Raw genomic sequence first — 20,683 nt, 5'->3', positions numbered from 1 at the left:
CAAGAGACCGAGAAGCTTCTAAAGCTCGCAGCTAGGCCAGGTAGTCCCTTATCATGGTCGGGGAAAGGTAACCGTAATTCTGAGGCAACAAAAATCTTTCGGTAACCATTGTTTATGAGGTCACACGGTATAGGACTGTCGGAGGGGTCACTATTTCGTTGGGTGTGCCGCTGGCCTGGCTTGAATTGGCGGACTCATTTCCCGCCGTGTCCACCGCCTTCACCACGTAGTAGTAAGTCGTGCCGTTGGTCAGCCCCATGTCGGTGTATTCAGAGACGGTGACTAAGGCAGGGTTTATCTTGGTATAGGGCCCTCCGTCAATCTCGGACCGGTACACGTCGTAGCCCGACAGATCGGCGTCGCCGTTATCCGCCCAGTCCAGCGCTATCTGCTGGTTCCCCGGCGCGGCGCCCAGGCTGGAAGGCGCTCCTGGGGCCAGGTTGTTCTGCGTTGTCCCGCTGGCCTCATTGGAGTTGCCCGACTCGTTGCCGGAGGTATCGACGGCGGTAACCACGTAGTAGTACGTGCCGCCGCTGGTCAGCCCTGTGTTGGTGTATGACGATCCCGTCACCAGCGGTACGTTCACCTTGGTGTATGGGCCGCCGCTGGAATTAGAGCGATAGACGTTGTAGCCGGCCAGATCACCCTCGCCATTATCCGCCCAGTCCAGGTCAAGCCTGTCGCCGTTGCTCACCGGCACAGTCACGGTTAGAACAGTGGGCGCGGCTGGAGCCTCGGTATCGGGCGGAGGCGGCGGCGCGGAGCCGGCGCTGATATCGACGAAGTAAGCGCCGGAACCTGAATACGAATGGACCTCCAATCGATAAAGACCGGCTGCCGGCGACTTGTAGGCAATAGTCTCCTGTCGGGTAGTCCCGTCCGACTTGGCGACCAGCGTCCCAGCCTCATTGCGCAAGTAGATGTCAAAGTCCACGGAATTCCAGGTCGGCATGATCATGGTTATGCCAATGGGATAGCCGCCGTCGACAACGTTGATGTCGTGGAAATCGGAAGCGCCGGTGCCCGGCAGGTTGTCGGAAATATGCTGGTGAACCGGGACCGCGGGCGCGCTCGCCGCCGAAAAGCCCGCTGCGTCACTCACGGCCTCATAAGCGTCCAGCCTGCCCGCGCCATAATCGTTGTCGTCCCCGCCCGGACCCCAGTCCTGGGCCGTCGATTTCAGGATTGACTTTACACTGGCCGGCGATAGCGAAGAGTTAGCGTCAAGCATCAGCGCCACAACACCCGCCGTGAAAGGCGTAGCCATGCTGGTGCCGCTGTAGGTGATGTAAGAGTTAGTGGTGCCCCTTCTGACGGAAGTAATGCCGTGTCCGGGGGCCACCAGGTCGGGCTTTATGCGGCCGTCGGCTGTTGGCCCACGGCTGGAGAAGTATGATAGAAAAAAGCCCCCCTCGCCCGGGTCGCCCGAGGAGCCTACGGTGATGGCGTTGGCCGCCGCCGCTGGGCTGCCGACGGTGTTGGCCCTGGGGCCGTCGTTGCCGGCCGCCACCACGGATATCAGGCCGGCCGACACCGCCGAGTTCACCATCCTAGACGTTGCGTCGTTGCCGTCGCTGTTTCCAGATATGCCAAGGCTCAAGTTTATGGCTTCGATTCCGCAGGCCGCGCGATTGTCTATGGCCCACTGGATGCCGTTCAGCACCTGCGTTGTCGAGCCTGAACCTGCGGAATTCAAGACCTTGATCCCCACCAGCGCCGCCCCGGGCGCGACGCCCGTATATGCCGAGTTGCCCTGCCCCTCCCCGGCAACCATGCCGGCTACGTGGCTGCCGTGGCCGTTGTCGTCATAAGGGGCCGGCCTGCCATTTATCTCATCGCGCCAGCAGACCACCTTGCCGCCGTCTAAGTCCACGTGGCCTGTGTCTATCCCCGTGTAGATTACCGCCACCACCATGTCGTTGGCGCTGTAGCCTGCGGAACCATCGGTGTTTCCATCGACGCCGAAATCGGCCCTGGCGTTATTCACGCCGTGCCATGCCGCGGCGGTGTCCATGACGGCCCGGGCCGTGGCGTTGTCCTCCAGTTGCTCAATCTCAGTCAGTTGGGCCAGGCCGCGAACAAATCTGGCCTTGATGTTTATAGCTATGCCGTTGATGCTGGGATACGTGGCGACCACCTGGAAGTTTCCGCCCATTCCTTTGAGCCGGCCTAAATCCACATCGGGGATAGGACGATCAAGAACGGCTATAACGGTTAAGTCGTCATCGTCTCCGGCGCGTTGCAGCCGCCTGTCGAGGTTATCCAGGATTTTATTGCGGTCTCTGTCGCGCAGCTCCACCCCTTCTTCTGAGTCCTGCGACGGGTCTGTAGACTTTGGGGGCCTGGGGTCCTGGGCGGAGACGGGGCCTATCAGCGCTGCCGAAAAGATAAGGAGAAGAAAAGCAAAGCCGAGCCAGCGGAATCTGCTGCGTACTTTTTCCAAAGCGTAGTCTATCCTTACGGGCAGCCCTTCTTTTTTATGGACACCCAGTCTAGTATCCATATTAGTATGAATGGGCAATCCAGGCAGATAAATAGCACGTTTGGACGAATTTTCGGCCTGGCTTGTCCCCTTGCGTGGGGGGGATGTTGTTAAAACCCCCAATTTGAGCGCTTTCTGACACATATCCCCTTTTGTGGTATCGTTAACCTCCGTGCCTGAGCCGTCATGTTAAGCCTGCCCGCCCGAATCAAGTCCATGCCCTACCATTGGGTCGCCTTCTACGCGGTGGCCATGGGCACCTTTGTCTCTGTCGCCGACACCGGCGCCTCCTACGTCGCCCTCCCCAGCATTTCCGACCACTTCCTCGCCGACCTTCCCACCGTCCAGTGGGTAACCATCGGCTTCGCCCTAACCGTCAGCGCCCTGCTCCTCCCCATGGGCCGCCTCTCCGACCTGGTGGGCCGAAAGCGCGTTTACCAGATCGGCCTCTTGGTCTTTATCGTCAGCGGCCTTATCTCCGCCGTCTCGCCTAACATCCCCATCCTCATCTTCAGCCGCGTGGTTATGGGCATAGGCGCAGCCATGACCCAGAGCACCGGCATGGCGATGATCGTCTCCGTCTTCCCCGCCAACGAGCGAGGCAAAGCCATGGGCTTACAGCTGGGCGCTGTAGGCGCGGGGGCTATTGTCGGCCCTGCGGTGGGCGGATTCCTGGTGGACCTCTTCGGCTGGAGGGGTGTCTTCTACGCCACCGCTGTGGCCGCCGCTATGGCCTTCGCCGTCGCTCAGCCTGTCCTGAAGGAGCAGTTGTCCGACGACCGCAAGAAGTTCTCCTTCGACTGGGCCGGGGCAGCCCTCTCCATCGCTTTCCTGGTGGGCTTTCTCATGGTCATGACCAACAGCCATCGTGTTGATTGGGGAATTCTCTCCACCCTAGGTATTGCCGTCGGCATGATGGCGCTGCTGGCGACATTTGTGTGGCGGGAACTCAAGTCCCCATCGCCGATGATGGACGTGCGGCTCTTCCAGAAGCGGCTTTTCTCCATGAGCGTCACCGCCAGCTTTATCACCTTCGCCGCCATGCAGTCCGTACGATTTCTCGCGCCCTTCTACATCCAGGCCGTCCTGGGCTACAGCCCCCAGCAGATGGGCCTCATCCTGGTCCCCAGCGCCCTGGGCACCATCATCATGGGCCCCGTGGGAGGCCGGTTATCAGACCGCTATGGCTGGACCATCTTCAATATCCTCGGCCTCGCCCTGATCGCCTCCGGCCTCTTCATTCTGGCCTTCATCACGCCCACCAGCGGCCTCTGGCACGTGATGATAGGGATGATCATCATGAACGCCGGCGCCGGCACCTTCAACTCCACCAACAACACCGCCGTCATCAGCACTGTCGAGCGCAGCAAGTACGGCGTCGTCTCGGGCTTCCTCAACCTGGTGCGAAACTCCGCCAACGTCACCGGCATCGCCATCGCCACCGCCGTGGTCACCATGGTCATGGCCGCCGACGGCCACCCGCCCACCCTGGCGGGCGTCGAGCGCGGCGCCTCCGATGCCCTCCTCCACTCCTTCACCGACGGCTTGCGCATTACCTACCTGGGCATGGGCGCCATCACCGCCGTGTCTATCTTCCTCTCCTTTGCCAAAGGCGGTCAGACGAAGGAGGCGGAGCAGCCCGCTGAGGCGTCCGCGGCACGGCCTGCCAAAGCTTCCTCCGGCGCCGACGGCCAGTAGGCTAGCCTGAGTCAAGGAGGGTTGTAATGGCGCTCCAAAGCCCCGCCCTTCTCGACACGCTGCTACCCGTCTTCCATGCCCGCGAGTCCCATTCTCTCTGGATTCCATCGTCAACTCGCGCGGCCTATGAAGCCGTCAAATCAGTGACCGCCAGGGACATCCGGCTTTTCGGTCCCTTGATGTTCCTGCGCATCCTTCCCGCCCGTCTTTCGGGCAAGCTCCCTCCCGCCGAGGCGAACCGTCCCATGCTTGAGCAGATGGCCCGGATGGGTTTCGTGGTCTTGGGTGAAAAGGAAGGCTCTGAAATCGTTCTGGGGGCCATCGGGCAGTTCTGGCGCGTCGCCGGGGGGCGGGCCTGTGCCGGTCACAGACGCCGGACATTTCTTGGTCTTTGACGAGCCCGGCTACGCCAAGGCCGCCATGGACTTCCGGGTGTGGGCTGAGGGCGATGGCTGCCGCGTCGCCACCGAGACTCGCGTGCTTTGCACCAGTCTGGAGGCCGAACGTGCGTTCAAACGCTACTGGCTGGTGGTCAGATGGGGCAGCGGCACCATCCGAAGGGGCTGGCTGCAAGCCATACGGCGGCGGGCCCTGCGGAGGGCCTAGCCCCTAAGCTTCCCCTCCAGCGCATCCAGCCCTATCACCCATCCCTGGCATCGCGCTAGCTGTTGCAGCCCCAGCTCGTGCAGGTCCTCCCCGTAGGTGCTGGCGACGCAGTCCTTAATCGTAATCGCGCCCAGGTTTCGATTCGTTAGCTCGTAGGCTGTAGCCAGCACGTCGGCGTTGGTGCTGACCCCCGCCAGCACCACCCACTCCCGCTTCAACTGCCGCAGCAGCCACTCAAGGTCCGTAGCGTAGAAGCAGCTTAACCCCTTCTTGGACCGCACGATGTAATCGTCCTTCGCCCTGGACACCACCAGGTCTGGCTTGAAGGTACCGTCCCTGATTGACATAACCTCGTCATGTACCGGTCCGTAGGGGCTCAGCGACTCGCCGCTCTTCACCAGCGCCCGCGCAAACGGCATCCTCGACCTCGCCCGCGCCTCCACGTCCCGCAGCGACGACATGCAGTGGATGACCGGTATGCCCTTGCCCCGCGCCAGCTTCAGCAAAATCTCGGTATTGGTCAGCAGGCCCTCCCGCACCCCCGGCGGCAGCGGCGCGTCGTCTCCCAGCCGCCGCTTCGTCATCTCGATGGTCAGCACCGCCGTCTTGGACGACTCGATGCGTAGGTCTCGTTCCATCGACGACAGCAGGTCGCTGCGGTCGATGACTTCTACATAAGCGGAGTTACCCTTTTTCTGAGCCATACTTAAGCCTTGGCCGACTTCTTCGCCCTCTTTATCTTCCCCACCGCCTCCTCCGACGACATCGCGAACCCCAGTGTCCTCGGTATGTTCTGCAGCGCGAACTCGTGCAAGTCCTCCCCGTGCACCGATCCCACGCAATCGCTGATGAGGATAGGCGTCCACATCCGGTCCGACGCGTCGAAGCAGAAATTGGACACGCAGTTGTTGGTATTGATGCCGACGACGAAAAACGTGTCCACATCCAGGCTTCGAATTAAATGCTCCAGGTCGGTGGAGAGGAGGCTGGTGGTCTCCTGCTTCTTCTGATTGATGACATAGTCGCCTTCTTTTGGCCCCAGGACTGGCATTACGTCCCATTCGAACTCCCCCTCGGCGGTGCCGGTGTCGTAGTTAGGCTTCTTGGGGAAGCCGTAGGGCGTGTACGCCTTGCCCGTCCGATTCACCGCCTCCGTCCGAAGGTTCCCCCGCTTGTCCAGGTCTCGCTTGTAAACCATCACGTGTATTACCGGCAGCCCCAGGTCGCGGCATTCGTCCAGGAACTCCGCCGTCACAGGCAGTATGCGATTCGCCACGTCCTGCGGAAACGTCGAGTACTCGGCATCCATCTGGAACTTGTGCATGTCGATCTGTATGACCGCCGACCTGGAAAAGTCCACCTCCAGTGCTTCGTTCATGCGAGTCAGCATCTTGGAGCGGTTTATGAGCTTTACTTTAGCCATGGCCCACCTTATATCCTGTCTCCCTATGCGGCCCATTATAAAACAAAAGTCCGCTCACCCATTCGGCAATCTCAGGGTGAGCGGACTGAACGTACTAAACTAACCTAAACCGCCGCCTTCTGCGCCTTGTGCATGACCTCCACCAGCTCCTTCACACTGGCCGCCGACTTGTTCAGCATGGCTTGCTCATCCGCCGTCAGCTTGATCTCGATGACCTGCTCCACGCCCCGGGCGCCCAGCTTCACCGGCACGCCCACGCAGAGGCCCTTGATGCCGTACTCGCCCTCCAAATAGGCGCAGGCGGGCAGTATGCGCTTCTTGTCAAGCAATATCGACTCCGCCATCTGCACAATTGCCGCCGACGGCGCGTAATACGCGCTTCCCGTCTTCAGCAGCGCCACAATCTCGCCGCCGCCACCACGCGCCCGCTTCACCAGCGCGTCCACCTTCTCCTTGGGCAGCAGGTCGCTAATGGGTATGCCAGCCACGGAGGTGTAGCGCACCAGCGGAACCATGTCGTCACCGTGGCCGCCCAGCACGTACGCCTGCACGTCCTCGACGGACACCTTCAGCTCCTGGGCGATGAACGTTCGAAATCGCGCCGTGTCCAGCACACCCGCCATGCCGAAGACCCGGTTCTTGGGCAGCCCCGACACCTCGTAGGCGTGATGGCACATAGCGTCCAGGGGGTTGCTCACCGCCATAATTAGAGTGTTTGGCGAGTACTTGACCACCTCCCGCGTGACACCGCCGACAATCTTCATGTTGGTCAGCAGCAGGTCGTCGCGGCTCATGCCGGGCTTTCGGGCGACGCCGGCGGTGATAATGACCAGGTCCGACTCCGCCGTCTCGGCGTAGCCGTTGCTGCCCGTGATCAGCGAGTCAGACCCGATGACCGGCCCCGACTCCAGCATGTCCAGGGCCTTGCCCTGGGGCATGTCCGGCACCACGTCCACCAGCACCACGTCGCAGTAGCCCAGCGCGTGCAATCGCTCGGCTGTGGTCGCCCCCACGTTCCCCGCCCCGACTACTGTTACCTTCTTCCGCATGACAGCAATACTCCTTTGTAGTTATGTTTCACGGTTGCTAAGGGTACCCTTGCTCGCAGTTCGGAACCCGGAAGGCTACCAACGTTAATATGCGTCTACTTCTTAACGTACTGTTCCCAGCGCTTCTCCAACTTCGAGTCCTCCACCGTCGCCATAACGTAATCGCCGAACTCCTTGGCCGTCGCGCCGTTGCTGCGGCCAGTGATAACTATCTTCTTTTCGTACTGCGTGCAAACGTCCATAGCCTTGTTCAACTTCTCCGCCAGGGCGGGAAAGCCGATGTGGTCCAGCATCATAGAGCTGGCGCGAATCATGGAGCTGGGGTCGGCGTACTGGGCGCGGCCCTCCTGCACCATGCGTGGCGCGCTGCCGTGAATGGCCTCGAACATCGCGTTCTGCTTGCCGATGTTGGCGCTGCCCGCAGTGCCGACGCCCCCCTGTATCTGCGCCGCCTCGTCCGTCAGAATGTCGCCGTAGAGGTTAGGCATCGCCAGCACCTGGAACTCGTGACGACGCGCCGTGTCCAGCAGCTTCGCCGTCATTATGTCGATGTACCAGGCGTCCCAGGTGATGCCGGGGTATCGCTCCGCCACCTTGCGCGTGATATCCAGGAACTTGCCGTCGGTGGTCTTCACCACGTTGGCCTTGGTCACCACCGTCACCTTGGTCTTGCCGTTGCGCTTGGCATGGGCAAAAGCCGCGTCGATGATCCGCTCCGACCCCTGGGTAGTGATAACCCTAAAATCGATAGCCAGGTCCTCCGTCACGTTCAGCCCTTGGCTGCCGACGGCGTACAGGTCCTCGGTGTTCTCTCGATAGAACGTCCAGTCGATTTTTTCCTGGGGCATACGCACCGGCCGCACGTTGGCGAATAAGTCGAAGGCCTTGCGCATGGACACGTTGGCGCTCTCCAGGTTCGGCCACCCGTCACCCTTCTCCGGCGTGTGGGTGGGCCCCTTCAGGGTCACAGGGCAGGCCTTCATCTGCTCCAGCACGTCGTCCGGTATCGATTTCATATGCCGCGCCCGGTTCTCGATAGTCAGCCCTTCGATGATCTTAAAGACCACCTTGCCCTGGTCCACCTCTTTGCGCAGCAGGTACTCCAGCATTCGCTGGGCCTCGGCGCTGATAAAGGGGCCGATGCCGTCCCCGCCTATAATCCCGATTTTGATAGGCTTCATCTTGGAAAAGTCAGCCCAGGGCTCGTCCTTCTTCAGCCTCTCCACCCGTGCCAGTTGCTGCTCTAAAATCTTGCCAAAATGCTCTTTGGCAGCCGATATTGCTTTAGTGTCCGCCAAGACAGTCCTCCGTGGTGCAGTCTTGGGCCATTATAGAAGCGGGATTAGGCGAGCGCAAACTTATAAAAACATAAGGCCCTCGAATTGTTTCGAGGGCCTTATGAATAAAATTCGTGTTCTTGGTTACATTCCCCTCAGCACACCCACCACTTTTCCGCGCGTCTCCACGTTGTTAGCCATGGCGTATATCGGCTTCATCTGGCTGTTGGCGGGCTGCAGGCGCACCTGGTCGCCCTCCTTGTAAATCTTCTTCAGGGTGGCCTCCTGCTCCATCTTCAGCCACGCCACCACCATATCGCCGTTGCGAATGTCATTGGATGGCTCGATGATCACCATGTCGCCGTCGTCTATGTACGCGTCGATCATGGACGTGCCGCGGACTCGCAGCGCGTACATCTCTTTATGCCCTCGCACCATGGACCTGGGTACCTCTATTTCCTCCAGGGGCTCCTGGTTCCAGCCGTCGCTGGCCGGCCCGGGCAGAGGCTGCCCCGCCGCGATGTACCCCATCACAGGTATCCTCGGCATAATGCTGGTGGAGCGCCCGTCCCTGTCCAGAAGCTCAATGCCCCGGGCCACGTCCGGCTGGCGCCTCAAGAGGCCGTCACGTTGAAGCAGCCGCAGGTTGTAGTCCACCACAGACGTTGAGCTTATGTTGCACGCTTTCTGTATATCTCGGACTGTGGGCGGGCGGCCCGTTTCAGCCATGAACTCTCGAATGAAATCCAGCATCCGCTGCTGTCTGGAAGAGACCTTCTTGCGCGTCTTCATATATGCTCGCCTCTAGCCGTGGGTATGAACTGATGTTCTGCCTCAACGTAGCACAGCTAAAATAGGCTGTCAAGGAGTTGCTGGCAGGAACTGGCGCCGTTTAGGGCGGGTCTAGGCCTTGCCGGCCTTCAACTGCTTCATGAGCCTGGACTTGCGGCGGGCTGCGTTGTTAGGGTGGATAATACCCTTTTGGGCAGCCCTGTCCAGGGTTTTCACCGCTTCCAGCACCGCCGTCTTGTTTTCCTCGCCCTTGGTCTTGCCCTCATCTTCTTCAACACTCAGCCGGGCTTTGGCTATGGCGCTGCGGGTGGCGGAGCGCACGCTTTTGTTGCGAGTCTGCTTCCTCAATGATGCGCGATGCGACTTTTCTGCAGGCACTAACTTTCCCCTTGCTCGTTTGGATTCTTTATTTGGCTCAACGGCTGGCTATTATAGCAGATAAATCGCGCTACGAGCGTCCGCCGGCCGCGGCGCTGCTCACTATGCGGCTGGCGCTCACGACGCCACGTATGCTGTCCAGCTTGGCGAAGAGCCGGCTCAGTTGGTCCATCCCCGTGGTGTGCAGCGTCAGCGATATTATCGCCGTGCCGTCCGTATGGTCCTCCGATGTAGCGGCGGCGATGTTCACCCCCTCCTCCGACACCCGAGTCGTGATGTCTCGCAGCAGCCCCACTCGATTTCGAGCTTGTATCTCCAGCCGTACCGGATAAAGCTGCTTCTCCTGGCCCCACTCCACCTCCACAATGCGTTCCTTCTCGTCCTCGTTCTGGATGCTGGGGCACTCCCGCTTGTGGACCGTTACACCCCGAGAACGGGTTATGAAGCCGACAATGTGGTCGCCGGGGATAGGGCCGCAGCACCGCGCCAGGCGGGTCAAAAGGTCGCCCACGCCCAGCACCGTGATGCCGGAGCCGGGGTTTACCGCCTTGACCTTGTCCAGCTTCACTTCCTGCTGGGCCTTGGTCTCCTTCTCCGACAGCCGGTTCAGCACCTGGTTGATAGTGATCTCGCCGGAGCCGAGGGCAATGAGGAACTCCTCCGCGTTGGGCTGCTTGAAAATCGACGCCAGCTCTTCCTCGTCCACCTTCATGTTCAGACGCTTGGCTTCCTTGCGAAGCAGCTCTCGTCCCATCTGGATAGTGTCGCCGCGGCGCTGTCGGCGGAACCACTGCCGCACGGCGCCCCGCGCGCTGGCTGTTCGAATGTACCCCAGGTTGGGGTTCAGCCAGTCCAGGCTAGGCCCTCGCGCCACCTTGGTCGTCAGGATTTCAATGGTGTCGCCGTTCTGAAGCTGGTAGTCCAGCGACATCAGCCGCCCGTTTATCTTGGCGCCGATGCACCGATGCCCCAGCTCGGTATGTATTCGATAGGCGAAATCAATGGGCGTGGCCCCCGCCGGCAGCTCGATAATCTTGCCCTTGGGCGTGTACACAAAGACCTGGTCCTTGAACAGGTCCATCTTGACCGATTCCAGGAACTCCTCGGTGCCGCTGACGTCCGGCTGCCACTCCAGGAGCTGCCGGAGCCATGTCATCTTCTCGTCGAACTTCAGGTCGCCGCCGGACCCACCCTTGTACCGCCAGTGGGCCGCCACCCCGTACTCCGATAGCTGGTGCATCTCCACGGTGCGTATCTGCACCTCCAGGGGCGTCGCGTTCTTGCACATCACTGTGGTGTGCAGCGACTGGTACAGGTTCTCCTTTGGGCTGGCGATGTAGTCGTCAAACTGGCCGGGCATAGGCCGCCACATGTTATGCACCACGCCCAGGGCGTGATAGCACTCCTCTTTTGTCTTTACGAGCACCCGCAGGGCGTAGAGGTCGTAAATATCAGTTATATGCTTGCCCATGCCGGCGTACTTCAGGCTCTTTTGATAGATGCTGTAGATATGCTTTGGCCGGCCCGACACCTGGGCCGACTTCAGCCCCACCTTCTCCAACTCAGTCTTCAAAACATTCTCGACGTCGGCCACGTAGGCCTCCCGCTCCTCCCGCTTGACCGCCACCAGCTGCGATATCTGCTCGTACTTCTCCGGGTCCAGGCACTTGAAGGCCAGGTCCTCCAACCGCCACTTGATCTCCCAGATGCCCAGGCGATTTGCCAGCGGCGCGTAGATGTCCAGGGTCTCCTGGGCTATAGCCCGCTGCCGCTCAGGCCTCAGGGCGTTGAGGGTCTGCATATTATGGAGCCGGTCCGCCAGCTTGATTAGCACCACGCGGATATCCTCCGCCATGGCCACCAGCATCTTGCGAAGGGTTTCGGCCTTGAGGCGATCCTCGGTATCCTGGGCCTGCGCCTGGCCCTGCCCTTCCGCGGTCCAGTCCGTAAGTTCCATCCGAGTCAGCTTGGTGACGCCATCGACGAGCTTGGCTACGTCCGGTCCGAACTTAGTCTTCAAGTCGTCCTGGGTGATGCCGCAGTCCTCGACAACGTCGTGCAGCAGCGCTGCCGACAGGGTGGTGGCGTCCAGGTGCAGGTCGGCCAAAAAGCTGGCGGCGCTGAGGGGATGCTCTACGTACGGCCCGCCCGAGACCCGCTTCTGCCCCTTATGGGCCGTGGAGGCGAAGTTGTAGGCTTCCTCCACCTGGTCGGCCTTATCTCGGGGCAGATAGCCCTTAATCTTGACCAGCAGTTCTTTTATGTTTTCCGACGTAGCTTGCTGCATACCATCCTTAATGATAAGAGTAAGTTGTAGACCAGTCCATAGTGCTAGCCCACCTATTGTGCCCGTACTTTTCGGACTAACCCATTCTTTTGCGACCAGACTTTCATGGTTTCGATACTTCACATGAAGATTACTTACTGTTCTCGTAGGCTGACTGGCTGACATGAAAAAGGGCGGTCCACCAAGGCGGACCGCCCTGATTTATCCTATTTCCTGACCCTACATATCCAGCGTCACCTTTATGACGCCATCCGTGCGCTTTTCGTACATCTCCAGCGCCTTCTGCACCTCTTCCACCTTCAGCTTGTGCGTTATCATGGGCGTTGGGTCCACCCTCTTCTGCTCCACCATTCGCACCACCTGCCGCACATACTGCGGCATGGTCCCCGCCCTTGCGCTGGAGGTGCCGATCATGGTCAGGTCCTTGTCGCGAATCTGCTGGAAGTCGATGGCGAAGTACTCGTTGTGCGTCATGCCGAACCATATCACCGTGCCGAACTTCTTGCATAGGGCAATCGACTGCCGCACGCTCTCGTGCTCCCCCGCCGCCTCCACCACCACGTCCGGCCCCTCGCCGTGGGTCAGGTCCTTCACCGCCTCGAAGATGTTTTCCTTGCTGACGTTGACCGTCTGGGTGGCGCCGAACTTCCTCGACACCTTCAGCCGGTACTCCTCCAGGTCCGCGACGATAAGCTCTCGAGCGTTCATGCCGCTGAGGAACTTGGTGAAACTGAGTCCGATGGCCCCCTGCCCCAGCACCAGCACGTTCTTGTCGACCACGTTGCCGACGCGGCTTACCGAGTAAAGCACCGTGCCCATGGGCTGGCACATAATCCACGTGTCCAGTGACCCGTAGTCAGGCACCGCCACCAGCCCCGAGGGCGGCACCACCACCTTCTCCCGCAGCCCGCCTTGCTCGTAAGGAAATACGATGACGCGCTGGCCTGGATTAAACCCGTCGGCCCAGGCCTCCTGGACGACGCCGGCGCATTCGTGGATGGGCCGGCCCGGACTCATAGGGTACTTCTCTTCCGGCAGGACGGTGCTGAAGGGCCGGATGTCGCTGCCGCATATAGACACCTTTTCGACTTTCACCAGCACTTCGCCGATGCGAAGAGTTGGCTCTGGAACATCCACAATCTCCATTCGCCGGGGTCCGGCGATTCTTCCAGCCTTCATGTATCCTCCGTGGGATGAAAACTGGGGCGTATTTTATAGAAAAGGTCTGCGCCTGTCATTCTGAGTCCGCCTGAGGCGGATAGAAGAATCTAATGGCCGCGACTGCTCCCACGCCAGCTTCATCTCTATCAATGAAAACGAGTTGTCATTCGAGCGTAGTCCTCCTGTACTCGGAAGGACGTAGTCGAGGAATCTGTTTAGACTGCGACCGAGCTAGGCATCGTGCTGACACCCCTCACCTTCTACCGTCTACAAGTGTTGTCGGCGTCTCAGAACCGGCACAATTATCCTAATGCGGAAAGTTGCGAAGCGGTCTCTTACCATCACCCTGGGGCAGCTAGCCAGCTACACCGTGCCGCTGAAAGTGTCGCACGAATTCCGACTCCCGCTCTCATACCCCGCCTTAAACCACCCCTGCCGCTGCGCTGACGACCCGTGAGTCCAGCTCTCCGGGTTCACTTTGCCCTGGAACTCCTTCTGTATTCGATCGTCTCCCACCGCCGCCGCCGCGTCCAGGCTTTGGGCGATGTCTCGTTCCGTAAGCGGCTCCAGGAATCCCGTGGCCGAGGCGTGATGCGCCCACACCCCCGCAAAGCAGTCCGCCTGCAGCTCCACCCGCACCGCCCTGCTCTGCGGCCCCGTGTCCCTGTCCCGCGTGTCCAGGGTGCCCGACAGGTTCTGCACATGGTGGCCGTACTCGTGGGCTACCACGTACGCCTGCGCGAAAGGCCCGCCCTGCGCGCCGAATCGACTCTTCAGTTCGTCGAAAAACCCCAGGTCGATGTACACGCTCTTGTCCAGGGGACAGTAGAACGGCCCAACCTGCGACGACCCGACGCCGCAGCCCGTCTGCGTCGACCCGGTGAAAAGCACGGTCTTGGCGGGGGCGTACTGCCGTCCGCGCTGGCTGAACTCCTCCGTCCATAGGCTCTGGATACTGTTTACAAAGCCGACAATCCGGCAGTCCTCTCGAGTATTCGCGTCCTCGCCGGTCTGGCATGTCGCCGCCAGGTCACTCCCCGTGCCGTCCGTGGTCTCGCCCGTAAACCCCTGTCCTCCGCTCAACCCTCCCATCAGCAGCAAAATGAGCGTGACAATTAGGCCGATGCCGCCACCGCCGCCCAGCACCATCGGAATCCCGCCCATCCCACCGCGCGCGCCCCGTCTGTCCGACACCTGCGACGGGTCAAGCCTTGCTCCCCTTTTGAATACCATAACCCCTCCACCCGCACAGCGATTTCTGTTTTTGCTATATCTCGATTCTCTATCTGAACCGACTATGGGGGCATCATCCATGGGGACGAAGCTGACGCCAAGAAAGGCTGGCTCGTAGGCCCAGCGATGTAGAAACGAAAAGTTCGGGGCCGTCTATGCGGCCCCGAACTTTTCCCAGTAGAGACTCTGCGAGGCTAGAGGGAGGTGGTAGCCGTCGGAGCAGGCGTCTCCTCGGCCTCCGGCGCAGGCATAATCTTGTACCCGAAATGTCCAAACCCGCCGTGGCGCCCGTGCCCCCGCCCCATGTGCCCTCCGATCCCAAACATCGGGCCGCCGAAGGGCGCAATCTTCGACAGCGCCTCAGGCCTAGACTGATACCACTCGTATATCTCATCCGCCTCCGCCTGGGTCAGCGTCCCCTGCTCTACCAGCGCGTCCAGCCTCGACCTCACCGCCTCATCCGCCGCCTCCTGCGCTGCCTGCTGGAACGCCGACTCCACCTTTGCCTTATCGAGGCCGAGAATTCCGGCGACTCGATCAGGGAAGCTGGGCGTCTCGGTGGCAGCAGTCGAGTCTGTGGTAGTAGAGCTGTCGGAACTGCCCTCCTGGGCGAAGGCCACCCCCCCCGACCACCAGCCCGCCCAGGGCCAGCACCAGCAACGGGGCTACAAACAACCGCTTCTTCATGACTCCGCTCCTAAGGTGAGATTAAACCGTCCAACTAACCTTAGAGCGGGGGTAATAAGGGTCTGCAAAGATTGTGAGGAGGATTTGTGAAGTTAAAACCGGAGGTAAGTAAGGCATATGCTAGAATCCAACTCATGTCGGATACCGCTGTAGAACTCGCCGCTCCAGACACGCTCCTGGGGATGCTTCAGCGCGGCCGCGGCGCTGGCTATCTGCTTGCGTTGAAGTCAGATTACATGGAAGTGCACAAGGCATTGATGCACTGTCTTATGTACAACCCAAAGTGGGATCGCCAGATTGAGGACCGCGAAGAATACTATGCTGAAATAATGCTGCGTACCAGCATGGATGTAACATGCGTAGGAGAGTACTTGAGTGGCTTAATGGAAGAGGACTCAGGTTGGATAGCCATCAACACGTTAGGTGAGATGGCAAAGCGTGGCCACCTACTTGCCCTCGCTGTACTCCGTAACCAGGTGGAGTCAGGCACGCAGTGGGACGATGCGCTATTTATTCTTAGCGATCTGCTAGAGCAGAAGAAGCTACTGAGCTTAGCTGAGATCATCTGTCAGCGGTTCTCGGTAGAAGATATCCTGCAACGGCTAGATAGTTATGATTTTGACATTGAACCGTGGAACACTTGGAAGGAGACACACCCCCATATTAGAGAGGCCTATGAGAAGTTGGGGCGACGTCATAAGCGTCATACGAATGCTGAGCCGCATGAGAGTATGTCAACCTCGGAACTGCTAGGAATTGCTCCTTCAGGCAGTTGGCGCATTATTGGGCAAATATTAAGCGCTAGGAAAAGTGCAGAAGATACAGCTTTGCTTGAACAGGCATTAGGGAGTACCTCGGAAAGAGTGGTTGCGACTGCTCTCAGAGCTTTAGGGAGACAACATAATCCCGTCGCTATTCCACTGGCTGTAAGCATTATTCGGTCACGCACTCGCGCGGCTCACAGGCATGCCGCATATGATTATATGGAGTCTCTGCCGGCCCGATACACCTTGCGGGACGCAAGAGGATGGTTCTCCTCTCGTTCATGGCGTATGCGTGTCGCAGGTGAGCGTATTTTGAAGCAGCACGCCCAGTTAAAAGATGTGCCCATGCTCCGTGTAGCTTTGAGCATAGCGCACTCTGACCCAAAGCATCAGATGTATCGAGAGGGCTCTATCCTGGAATCGTTAGCGCGTCTACCGAAAGGTGCGCCCTATCCAGAGGCCATAACTAGCTTTATTGAGACTCCATACTCGTTGACTCGCTGGCGTGCTGCCAAAGTCCTTGCTGCTTCAGATCAGGATTTTCCAACCACATTTGCGGTTGAATGTCTGTGGGACTGCTATTGGTCTATTCAAGAAATCGGCTGCAGGTATGTTGACTTAAGTATTCCTGGCGTAGGTAAAAGGCTTCTAGAGTTAGCCCATGACCATGAGATTGCCAAGGCAAGGCTAAGACGGAAATAGGAAATTCCTTAATCTACTTGCCCTCTCCCATCCTATCCCTGTATCCTCCCCTTACCCACCCCACAAGAGGTGGCCCATGCCCCAAAAACTCGCCCAGGGCGACAAGCTGCCCCGCCTCTCCCTCAGCCTCACCGACGGCCGCGCCGTCACCCTCCCCGACGACATGACAGGCCGCTACCTCGTCCTTCTCTTCTACCGAGGCAACTGGTGAAGCTACTGCCGGCGGCAGTTAGTCGCCTACCAGTCCAAGCTTAAAGACCTGGAGGCCCTGGGTGCGCAGGTCGTCGCTGCTACAGTGGATGACAAGGCCTCCACCGAGGCCATGGCCCGCGACAACGGCCTCACCTTCCCCATCGCTTACGGCGTCAGGCCTGACCAGCTTGTCGATTTCGACCCCTGGTGGGCCGACGACCACCACGGCCACTACCCCCAGCCCATGGAGTTCCTTGTCCTGCGAGGCGGCACGCTCTTCGGCACCCTCTACGCCTCCGGCCCCGTAGGCCGTATGCACGTGGACGAGGTCATTACCTCCATCACCAACCGTGAGCGCCGCCGATTGGAGCAGCAAGCCCAAGGCAAAAGCGCCTAGAATCCTTCACATCGCTGCTGGTAGATGAGAACCCATATTAGCCCTGAGCGCGTCCTGCGCCATGCTCTGTCGCTCCGCTAGCCACCCTCAGCTTATCTTACTTAATTGGAATTTCTTCAGGTAAGGTCTGCCGCTTTGGTGGAATCCTCAAAGCCAAACAGCTACGTGAGCACACCGAGAGCATTGAGGTAGAGCATCTGTCACCAGGATTGCCAAAGATTACTTTAAGGAGTATGCGACAAAGATTAGCAAACCATGATAATCCAGTTAAAGCCCATAACCGGTCGGTCCTCACTGCCCGTGATGAAAAAGTCGGACTTCCAGGCCCTTGTAAAAGAGCCCGAGAACCGGATAATCACCCCGGCCTCCATCAAGTCCAGCATAGACAAAAACGCCCTGACCCGGGCCAACACCAGCCGCGAATTCAAAAGGCTCTTCGCCGCCAATTCAGAAATCGTGAAGCGTTATGAGGCCTTCGGCCCCTCCAAGAACTACGTAGCGCCCAAGCTAAGTTTCAAGACCGCCGCTGGCAGCGTCCGCACCGTCAAGCTCCTCCACCCCGACTCCCTGGCCCGCGACGCCGTCCTCATGCGGCGACAGTTGGCCACCAAGGAGTACCAGGGCAAGCTCTTTACCTCCCTTCAGGGCATCACCGCCGGTCAGAAGCTAACCGTGGCGGACAAGTCCAAGCTGACCGCCGTGGCCTCACCTGCCTCCGCCAGGACCGTTCTGGCGGCCAACAAGTCTGTTATCAGCCTTGCCAATACCTCTTTCTCATTGGTAACAGCCCTCAAAGGTCTCACTCTCAAGCCCGCCAAGTACCCCGCTTCCTGCGACAAGGAAGAGGGCACAGGCTTCGGCGGCGACTCGGACATGACCCCCGGCACCAACGCCAACGCCAGCGGCATCCTATCCAACTGCTGGTGGCCCCTCAAGTGGTACACCACCTGCGTTCGAGACCAGGGCAACCGCGGCACCTGCACCGCCTTTGGCATCATCGCCGCCGTCGAAAGCGCCATCGCCGTCAAGCACAGCCGCTGGGTCAACCTGTCCGAGCAGGACCTGTACATGAAGGAAAAGCTCAAGTGGTTCCCTATCCCGCCCGACTGGTACGGCGACGGCTACAACGCCGCCTATAGCGTCCTGCTCCAGGCCCTCACCAAGTCCTACGAGTTTCCCTTCGAGAGGGACTGGGACTACAACCAGTCCCAGTCCCGCACCGAGAGCGACAGCCAGCGCAGGTACACCAACTCCTGCTCCGGCTACAACGGCGAGGCCTGCTCAGACACCAACCACCAGGCCGCCCTTAAGTGCTACCAGGTGGAGACCAAACACGTTAAAGAGGTGGTGACCGAGTCCTGCTCCTGGGTAGAAAAAGAGGTAGAAAAGATACCCATCATCGGCGGCATTATCAGCGAGATTATCGAGGAGTGGGTCTGCGAGCCGGTGACCGAGCTCATCGAGACCATCGAAAGGTATGAAGTCTGTGTCTACGACACAGACATCCCCGGGACCTCCGGCTTCCGCATTAACTCCGCCGACGTCATCTGGGACCCCTTCTCCAACGACCAGGAGGTATCCACGGCCAAGGCATACCTCGCCAATAGAGTCCCCATCGTCTTCTGCTTCAACGTCCCAGACTCCTTCCGGAACCAGAGCGGCGGCTACGTTGCCTACAGCGCCAACGAGACTAAAAGCGATGGTGGCCACTGCGCCTGCATCACCGGCTACATCGATAACAGCAAGCTGCCGGCGGGCGCGCCCAAGGCCTCTGGCGGCGGGTACTTCATCCTGAAGAACTCCTGGGGCACCGGCTGGGGTGACCTGGGCTACGCCTACCTCCCCGTCGACTGGGTGAACAAGTGGGGCACCGGCATGATTGCCATCACCGGCATCGCCAAATGGCCTCTCCAACTCTGCGCGAAGAGAGGGCGCGGACTTTAGTCCGCGCCCTCTCTCATTTCTATCCCCCATCCCCCGACGCCGGAGCCTGCGGCGTCGCATCCCTTCCCGACTTAAGCGGCAATGCAGCCTTGTGGTAAAACGCCACTACCGCCCCGGCGATAATCAGCCATACCACCGCCAGCGTCGCCGCCTGGATGCCGTCCCGCACATATCCCTTCGACTCCCCCGGCTCCAGCAAGTCCAGCGCCACCGGTGTCGCCAGCGCCATGGCCGATGCCGCAATCGTCGCGCCCAGGGTATGCCCCACGTGCCGCGTCGTCTCTATCATCCCCGACGCGAACCCCCGCTGCTCCGCTGACACCGAGTTCATAATCGCCGTGTTGTTGATGGTGTTGAACAGCCCGGTCCCCAGGGACGCCGGCAGTATCAGCAGCGGTACGTACCAGAAGGGCACCCTCAGGCCCACAATGCCCACCAGAATTATGCCCAAAGCTATCAGCGACAGGGCTATAGGACGCAGCAGTCGAGGGCGATGCCGGTCGTAGTACCAGCCCGCCACCATCGGCACGAACAGGTTCACGCACTCGTGGGGCAGAAGCACGTAGATAATAAAGATAGGGTCCTTGGCAAATCCCTTCTGAACCATAATGGGCACCAGGGTCATAATCGCCAGCATCGATAGGTGGAAGCTGATGTTCGAAAACAGCGCCATCGAAAAGTTGCTGTTCTTAAACTGCCGGAAATCAAGGAAGGACTGCTTCATTTTTAATTCCGCCACGATGAACGCCGCCAGCAGTCCCGCGAACAGTATGTGCATCGGTATGTGGTAGCTTATTGCGTCCGAGCTGGTGAACGATTCCTCGCCGGAGTGTAGGTGTGAGCTCGCCAGGATTAGCGTGGCTATCGCGCCGATGAACAGTATCCCGCCCACAAAATTAATCGGCACCTGCGCTAACTGAGGCCGCGTGTCTTTGTGCTTCAGCAGCGGCAATCCCGCCGCGATAGCCATGATCCCAAGAGGAATAAAAGTGATGAAGACGGCCCGCCAGCTTATGTACTGCAGGAAGATGGTAAAGAAGATGAGGCTCAAAAAAACTCCGACTTGGCCCGCCGTCACCGGCATGGCGAAGGCCCGCCCTCGCTGCTGCCACGGGAAGGTGCCCGCCAGTATGGCGTTGATGTTTCCTGTCGCGAAGGCCGCGCCGATGCCCTGCAACGCCCTGCAAATGATTAACTGCTCCAAGCTCTGCGAAAACGCCGCCCCCGCCGCCGCCAGCGTTATGATAACAATGCCGATGAAGAAGGCTTCTTTGTGCCCATACCTGTCGCCCAGTTTGGCCGCCAGGTACACCGTGCTACCCAGCACCAGCAGGTTGGCGATCATCACCCACGCCGCCGTGGTCACGCTCACGTTGAAATGGTCGGCAATGCTGGGTAGCGTCAGCGCCACCGGGAAGCTGGACACCTGCACCAGCAAGTACGCCGCGCTCAGTGCGACGACCACCTGCCGCCGCATCGGTGTGTCCATCACTTCACGATATGTGCTTAGTAGGCCCATATTTCTGCAAGAAGCCATCCTACTCCCGCCATGGACAGCGGCGCAATATTCCGTGGGTATCCTGTCCTGCAAACCCGTGTTTTAAGCTGTAA

Annotated in this window: 19 protein-coding genes; 7 read left to right on the top strand and 12 right to left on the bottom strand. The window is 59.7% G+C overall.

Going from position 1 to position 20,683, the window contains the following annotated elements; genetic code table 11:
• Nucleotides 1–112: 112 nt before the first annotated feature.
• On the bottom strand, nt 113–2,503 hold the full coding sequence (locus tag FJ320_05325) for a hypothetical protein (protein ID MBM3925397.1): 2,391 nt from the start codon (nt 2,501–2,503) through the stop codon (nt 113–115).
• Between the two features lie 165 nt (nt 2,504–2,668).
• Here FJ320_05325 and FJ320_05320 point away from each other — a divergent pair, with 165 nt between their 5' ends.
• From FJ320_05320 to FJ320_05310, 3 genes are read left to right on the top strand one after another with little or no spacing between them, the layout of a single operon-like run.
• Nucleotides 2,669–4,180, top strand: a complete 1,512-nt coding sequence (locus tag FJ320_05320) for an MFS transporter (GenBank protein ID MBM3925396.1) — start codon at nt 2,669–2,671, stop codon at nt 4,178–4,180.
• 26 nt (nt 4,181–4,206) lie between these two features.
• Complete coding sequence (locus tag FJ320_05315) at nt 4,207–4,575, top strand: hypothetical protein (protein MBM3925395.1); 369 nt, start codon at nt 4,207–4,209, stop codon at nt 4,573–4,575.
• Nucleotides 4,538–4,786: a hypothetical protein gene (locus FJ320_05310; GenBank protein MBM3925394.1), complete on the top strand. Its 249-nt coding sequence runs from the start codon at nt 4,538–4,540 to the stop codon at nt 4,784–4,786. The genes FJ320_05315 and FJ320_05310 overlap by 38 nt, the downstream gene beginning before the upstream one ends.
• On the opposite strand, the gene FJ320_05305 is transcribed toward FJ320_05310, so the two are convergent.
• From FJ320_05305 to FJ320_05260, 10 genes are all read right to left on the bottom strand, one after another.
• Nucleotides 4,783–5,490: a cysteine hydrolase gene (locus FJ320_05305; protein MBM3925393.1), complete on the bottom strand. Its 708-nt coding sequence runs from the start codon at nt 5,488–5,490 to the stop codon at nt 4,783–4,785. The two genes, FJ320_05310 and FJ320_05305, sit on opposite strands and share 4 nt — an antisense overlap.
• 2 nt (nt 5,491–5,492) lie before the next feature.
• Nucleotides 5,493–6,245 (bottom strand): cysteine hydrolase, encoded by a 753-nt coding sequence (locus FJ320_05300; protein ID MBM3925392.1) that lies wholly within the window; start codon nt 6,243–6,245, stop codon nt 5,493–5,495.
• Between the two features lie 68 nt (nt 6,246–6,313).
• Nucleotides 6,314–7,258: a malate dehydrogenase gene (mdh, locus tag FJ320_05295; protein ID MBM3925391.1), complete on the bottom strand. Its 945-nt coding sequence runs from the start codon at nt 7,256–7,258 to the stop codon at nt 6,314–6,316.
• A 95-nt stretch (nt 7,259–7,353) separates the two neighbouring features.
• Entirely contained in the window at nt 7,354–8,556 is a 1,203-nt protein-coding gene (locus FJ320_05290) for an isocitrate/isopropylmalate dehydrogenase family protein (GenBank protein MBM3925390.1), read from the bottom strand.
• Nucleotides 8,557–8,679: 123 nt separating this feature from the next.
• Nucleotides 8,680–9,327, bottom strand: coding sequence for a transcriptional repressor LexA (lexA, locus tag FJ320_05285; protein ID MBM3925389.1), 648 nt, complete (start codon nt 9,325–9,327; stop codon nt 8,680–8,682).
• Nucleotides 9,328–9,438: 111 nt separating this feature from the next.
• Nucleotides 9,439–9,705 carry a 30S ribosomal protein S20 gene (gene rpsT / locus FJ320_05280; protein ID MBM3925388.1) on the bottom strand — a complete coding sequence of 89 codons (267 nt, stop codon included), beginning with the start codon at nt 9,703–9,705 and terminating at the stop codon, nt 9,439–9,441.
• Nucleotides 9,706–9,775: 70 nt separating this feature from the next.
• Nucleotides 9,776–11,992: a bifunctional (p)ppGpp synthetase/guanosine-3',5'-bis(diphosphate) 3'-pyrophosphohydrolase gene (locus FJ320_05275; protein MBM3925387.1), complete on the bottom strand. Its 2,217-nt coding sequence runs from the start codon at nt 11,990–11,992 to the stop codon at nt 9,776–9,778.
• A 219-nt stretch (nt 11,993–12,211) separates the two neighbouring features.
• Nucleotides 12,212–13,171, bottom strand: a complete 960-nt coding sequence (locus FJ320_05270; protein ID MBM3925386.1) for a zinc-binding dehydrogenase — start codon at nt 13,169–13,171, stop codon at nt 12,212–12,214.
• A 345-nt stretch (nt 13,172–13,516) separates the two neighbouring features.
• On the bottom strand, nt 13,517–14,386 hold the full coding sequence (locus FJ320_05265) for a hypothetical protein (GenBank protein ID MBM3925385.1): 870 nt from the start codon (nt 14,384–14,386) through the stop codon (nt 13,517–13,519).
• A 194-nt stretch (nt 14,387–14,580) separates the two neighbouring features.
• Nucleotides 14,581–15,006 (bottom strand): hypothetical protein, encoded by a 426-nt coding sequence (locus FJ320_05260; GenBank protein MBM3925384.1) that lies wholly within the window; start codon nt 15,004–15,006, stop codon nt 14,581–14,583.
• A 153-nt stretch (nt 15,007–15,159) separates the two neighbouring features.
• On the opposite strand from FJ320_05260, the gene FJ320_05255 reads away from it, so the two are divergent.
• The 4 genes from FJ320_05255 to FJ320_05240 all read left to right on the top strand — a co-directional run bounded on the left by FJ320_05255 (nt 15,160) and on the right by FJ320_05240 (nt 19,072).
• Entirely contained in the window at nt 15,160–16,539 is a 1,380-nt protein-coding gene (locus tag FJ320_05255) for a hypothetical protein (protein ID MBM3925383.1), read from the top strand.
• Nucleotides 16,540–16,615: 76 nt separating this feature from the next.
• Nucleotides 16,616–16,750: a redoxin domain-containing protein gene (locus tag FJ320_05250; protein ID MBM3925382.1), complete on the top strand. Its 135-nt coding sequence runs from the start codon at nt 16,616–16,618 to the stop codon at nt 16,748–16,750.
• A gap of 48 nt (nt 16,751–16,798) precedes the next feature.
• Nucleotides 16,799–17,128 (top strand): peroxiredoxin family protein, encoded by a 330-nt coding sequence (locus FJ320_05245; GenBank protein ID MBM3925381.1) that lies wholly within the window; start codon nt 16,799–16,801, stop codon nt 17,126–17,128.
• A 255-nt stretch (nt 17,129–17,383) separates the two neighbouring features.
• A complete protein-coding gene (locus tag FJ320_05240; GenBank protein ID MBM3925380.1) occupies nt 17,384–19,072 on the top strand; it encodes a C1 family peptidase in 1,689 nt (562 codons plus the stop codon).
• 19 nt (nt 19,073–19,091) lie between these two features.
• Here FJ320_05240 and FJ320_05235 read toward each other — a convergent pair whose 3' ends face one another.
• Nucleotides 19,092–20,609, bottom strand: coding sequence for an MFS transporter (locus FJ320_05235; GenBank protein ID MBM3925379.1), 1,518 nt, complete (start codon nt 20,607–20,609; stop codon nt 19,092–19,094).
• Nucleotides 20,610–20,683 lie beyond the last annotated feature (74 nt).

Source organism: SAR202 cluster bacterium, assembly GCA_016872285.1.
Classification (GTDB): Bacteria; Chloroflexota; Dehalococcoidia; order Lucifugimonadales.
This window is presented reverse-complemented; position numbering and strand designations above follow the sequence as displayed.

Coding starts and splice junctions, on each gene's coding strand:
- FJ320_05325 (MBM3925397.1), bottom strand. CDS start 2,503: ATGGATACTAGACTGGGTGTCCATAAAAAAGAAGGGCTGCCCGTAAGG.
- FJ320_05320 (MBM3925396.1), top strand. CDS start 2,669: ATGTTAAGCCTGCCCGCCCGAATCAAGTCCATGCCCTACCATTGGGTC.
- FJ320_05315 (MBM3925395.1), top strand. CDS start 4,207: ATGGCGCTCCAAAGCCCCGCCCTTCTCGACACGCTGCTACCCGTCTTC.
- FJ320_05305 (MBM3925393.1), bottom strand. CDS start 5,490: ATGGCTCAGAAAAAGGGTAACTCCGCTTATGTAGAAGTCATCGACCGC.
- FJ320_05300 (MBM3925392.1), bottom strand. CDS start 6,245: ATGGGCCGCATAGGGAGACAGGATATAAGGTGGGCCATGGCTAAAGTA.
- mdh (MBM3925391.1), bottom strand. CDS start 7,258: ATGCGGAAGAAGGTAACAGTAGTCGGGGCGGGGAACGTGGGGGCGACC.
- lexA (MBM3925389.1), bottom strand. CDS start 9,327: ATGAAGACGCGCAAGAAGGTCTCTTCCAGACAGCAGCGGATGCTGGAT.
- FJ320_05275 (MBM3925387.1), bottom strand. CDS start 11,992: ATGCAGCAAGCTACGTCGGAAAACATAAAAGAACTGCTGGTCAAGATT.
- FJ320_05270 (MBM3925386.1), bottom strand. CDS start 13,171: ATGAAGGCTGGAAGAATCGCCGGACCCCGGCGAATGGAGATTGTGGAT.
- FJ320_05265 (MBM3925385.1), bottom strand. CDS start 14,386: ATGGTATTCAAAAGGGGAGCAAGGCTTGACCCGTCGCAGGTGTCGGAC.
- FJ320_05250 (MBM3925382.1), top strand. CDS start 16,616: ATGCCCCAAAAACTCGCCCAGGGCGACAAGCTGCCCCGCCTCTCCCTC.
- FJ320_05240 (MBM3925380.1), top strand. CDS start 17,384: ATGATAATCCAGTTAAAGCCCATAACCGGTCGGTCCTCACTGCCCGTG.
- FJ320_05235 (MBM3925379.1), bottom strand. CDS start 20,609: ATGGCTTCTTGCAGAAATATGGGCCTACTAAGCACATATCGTGAAGTG.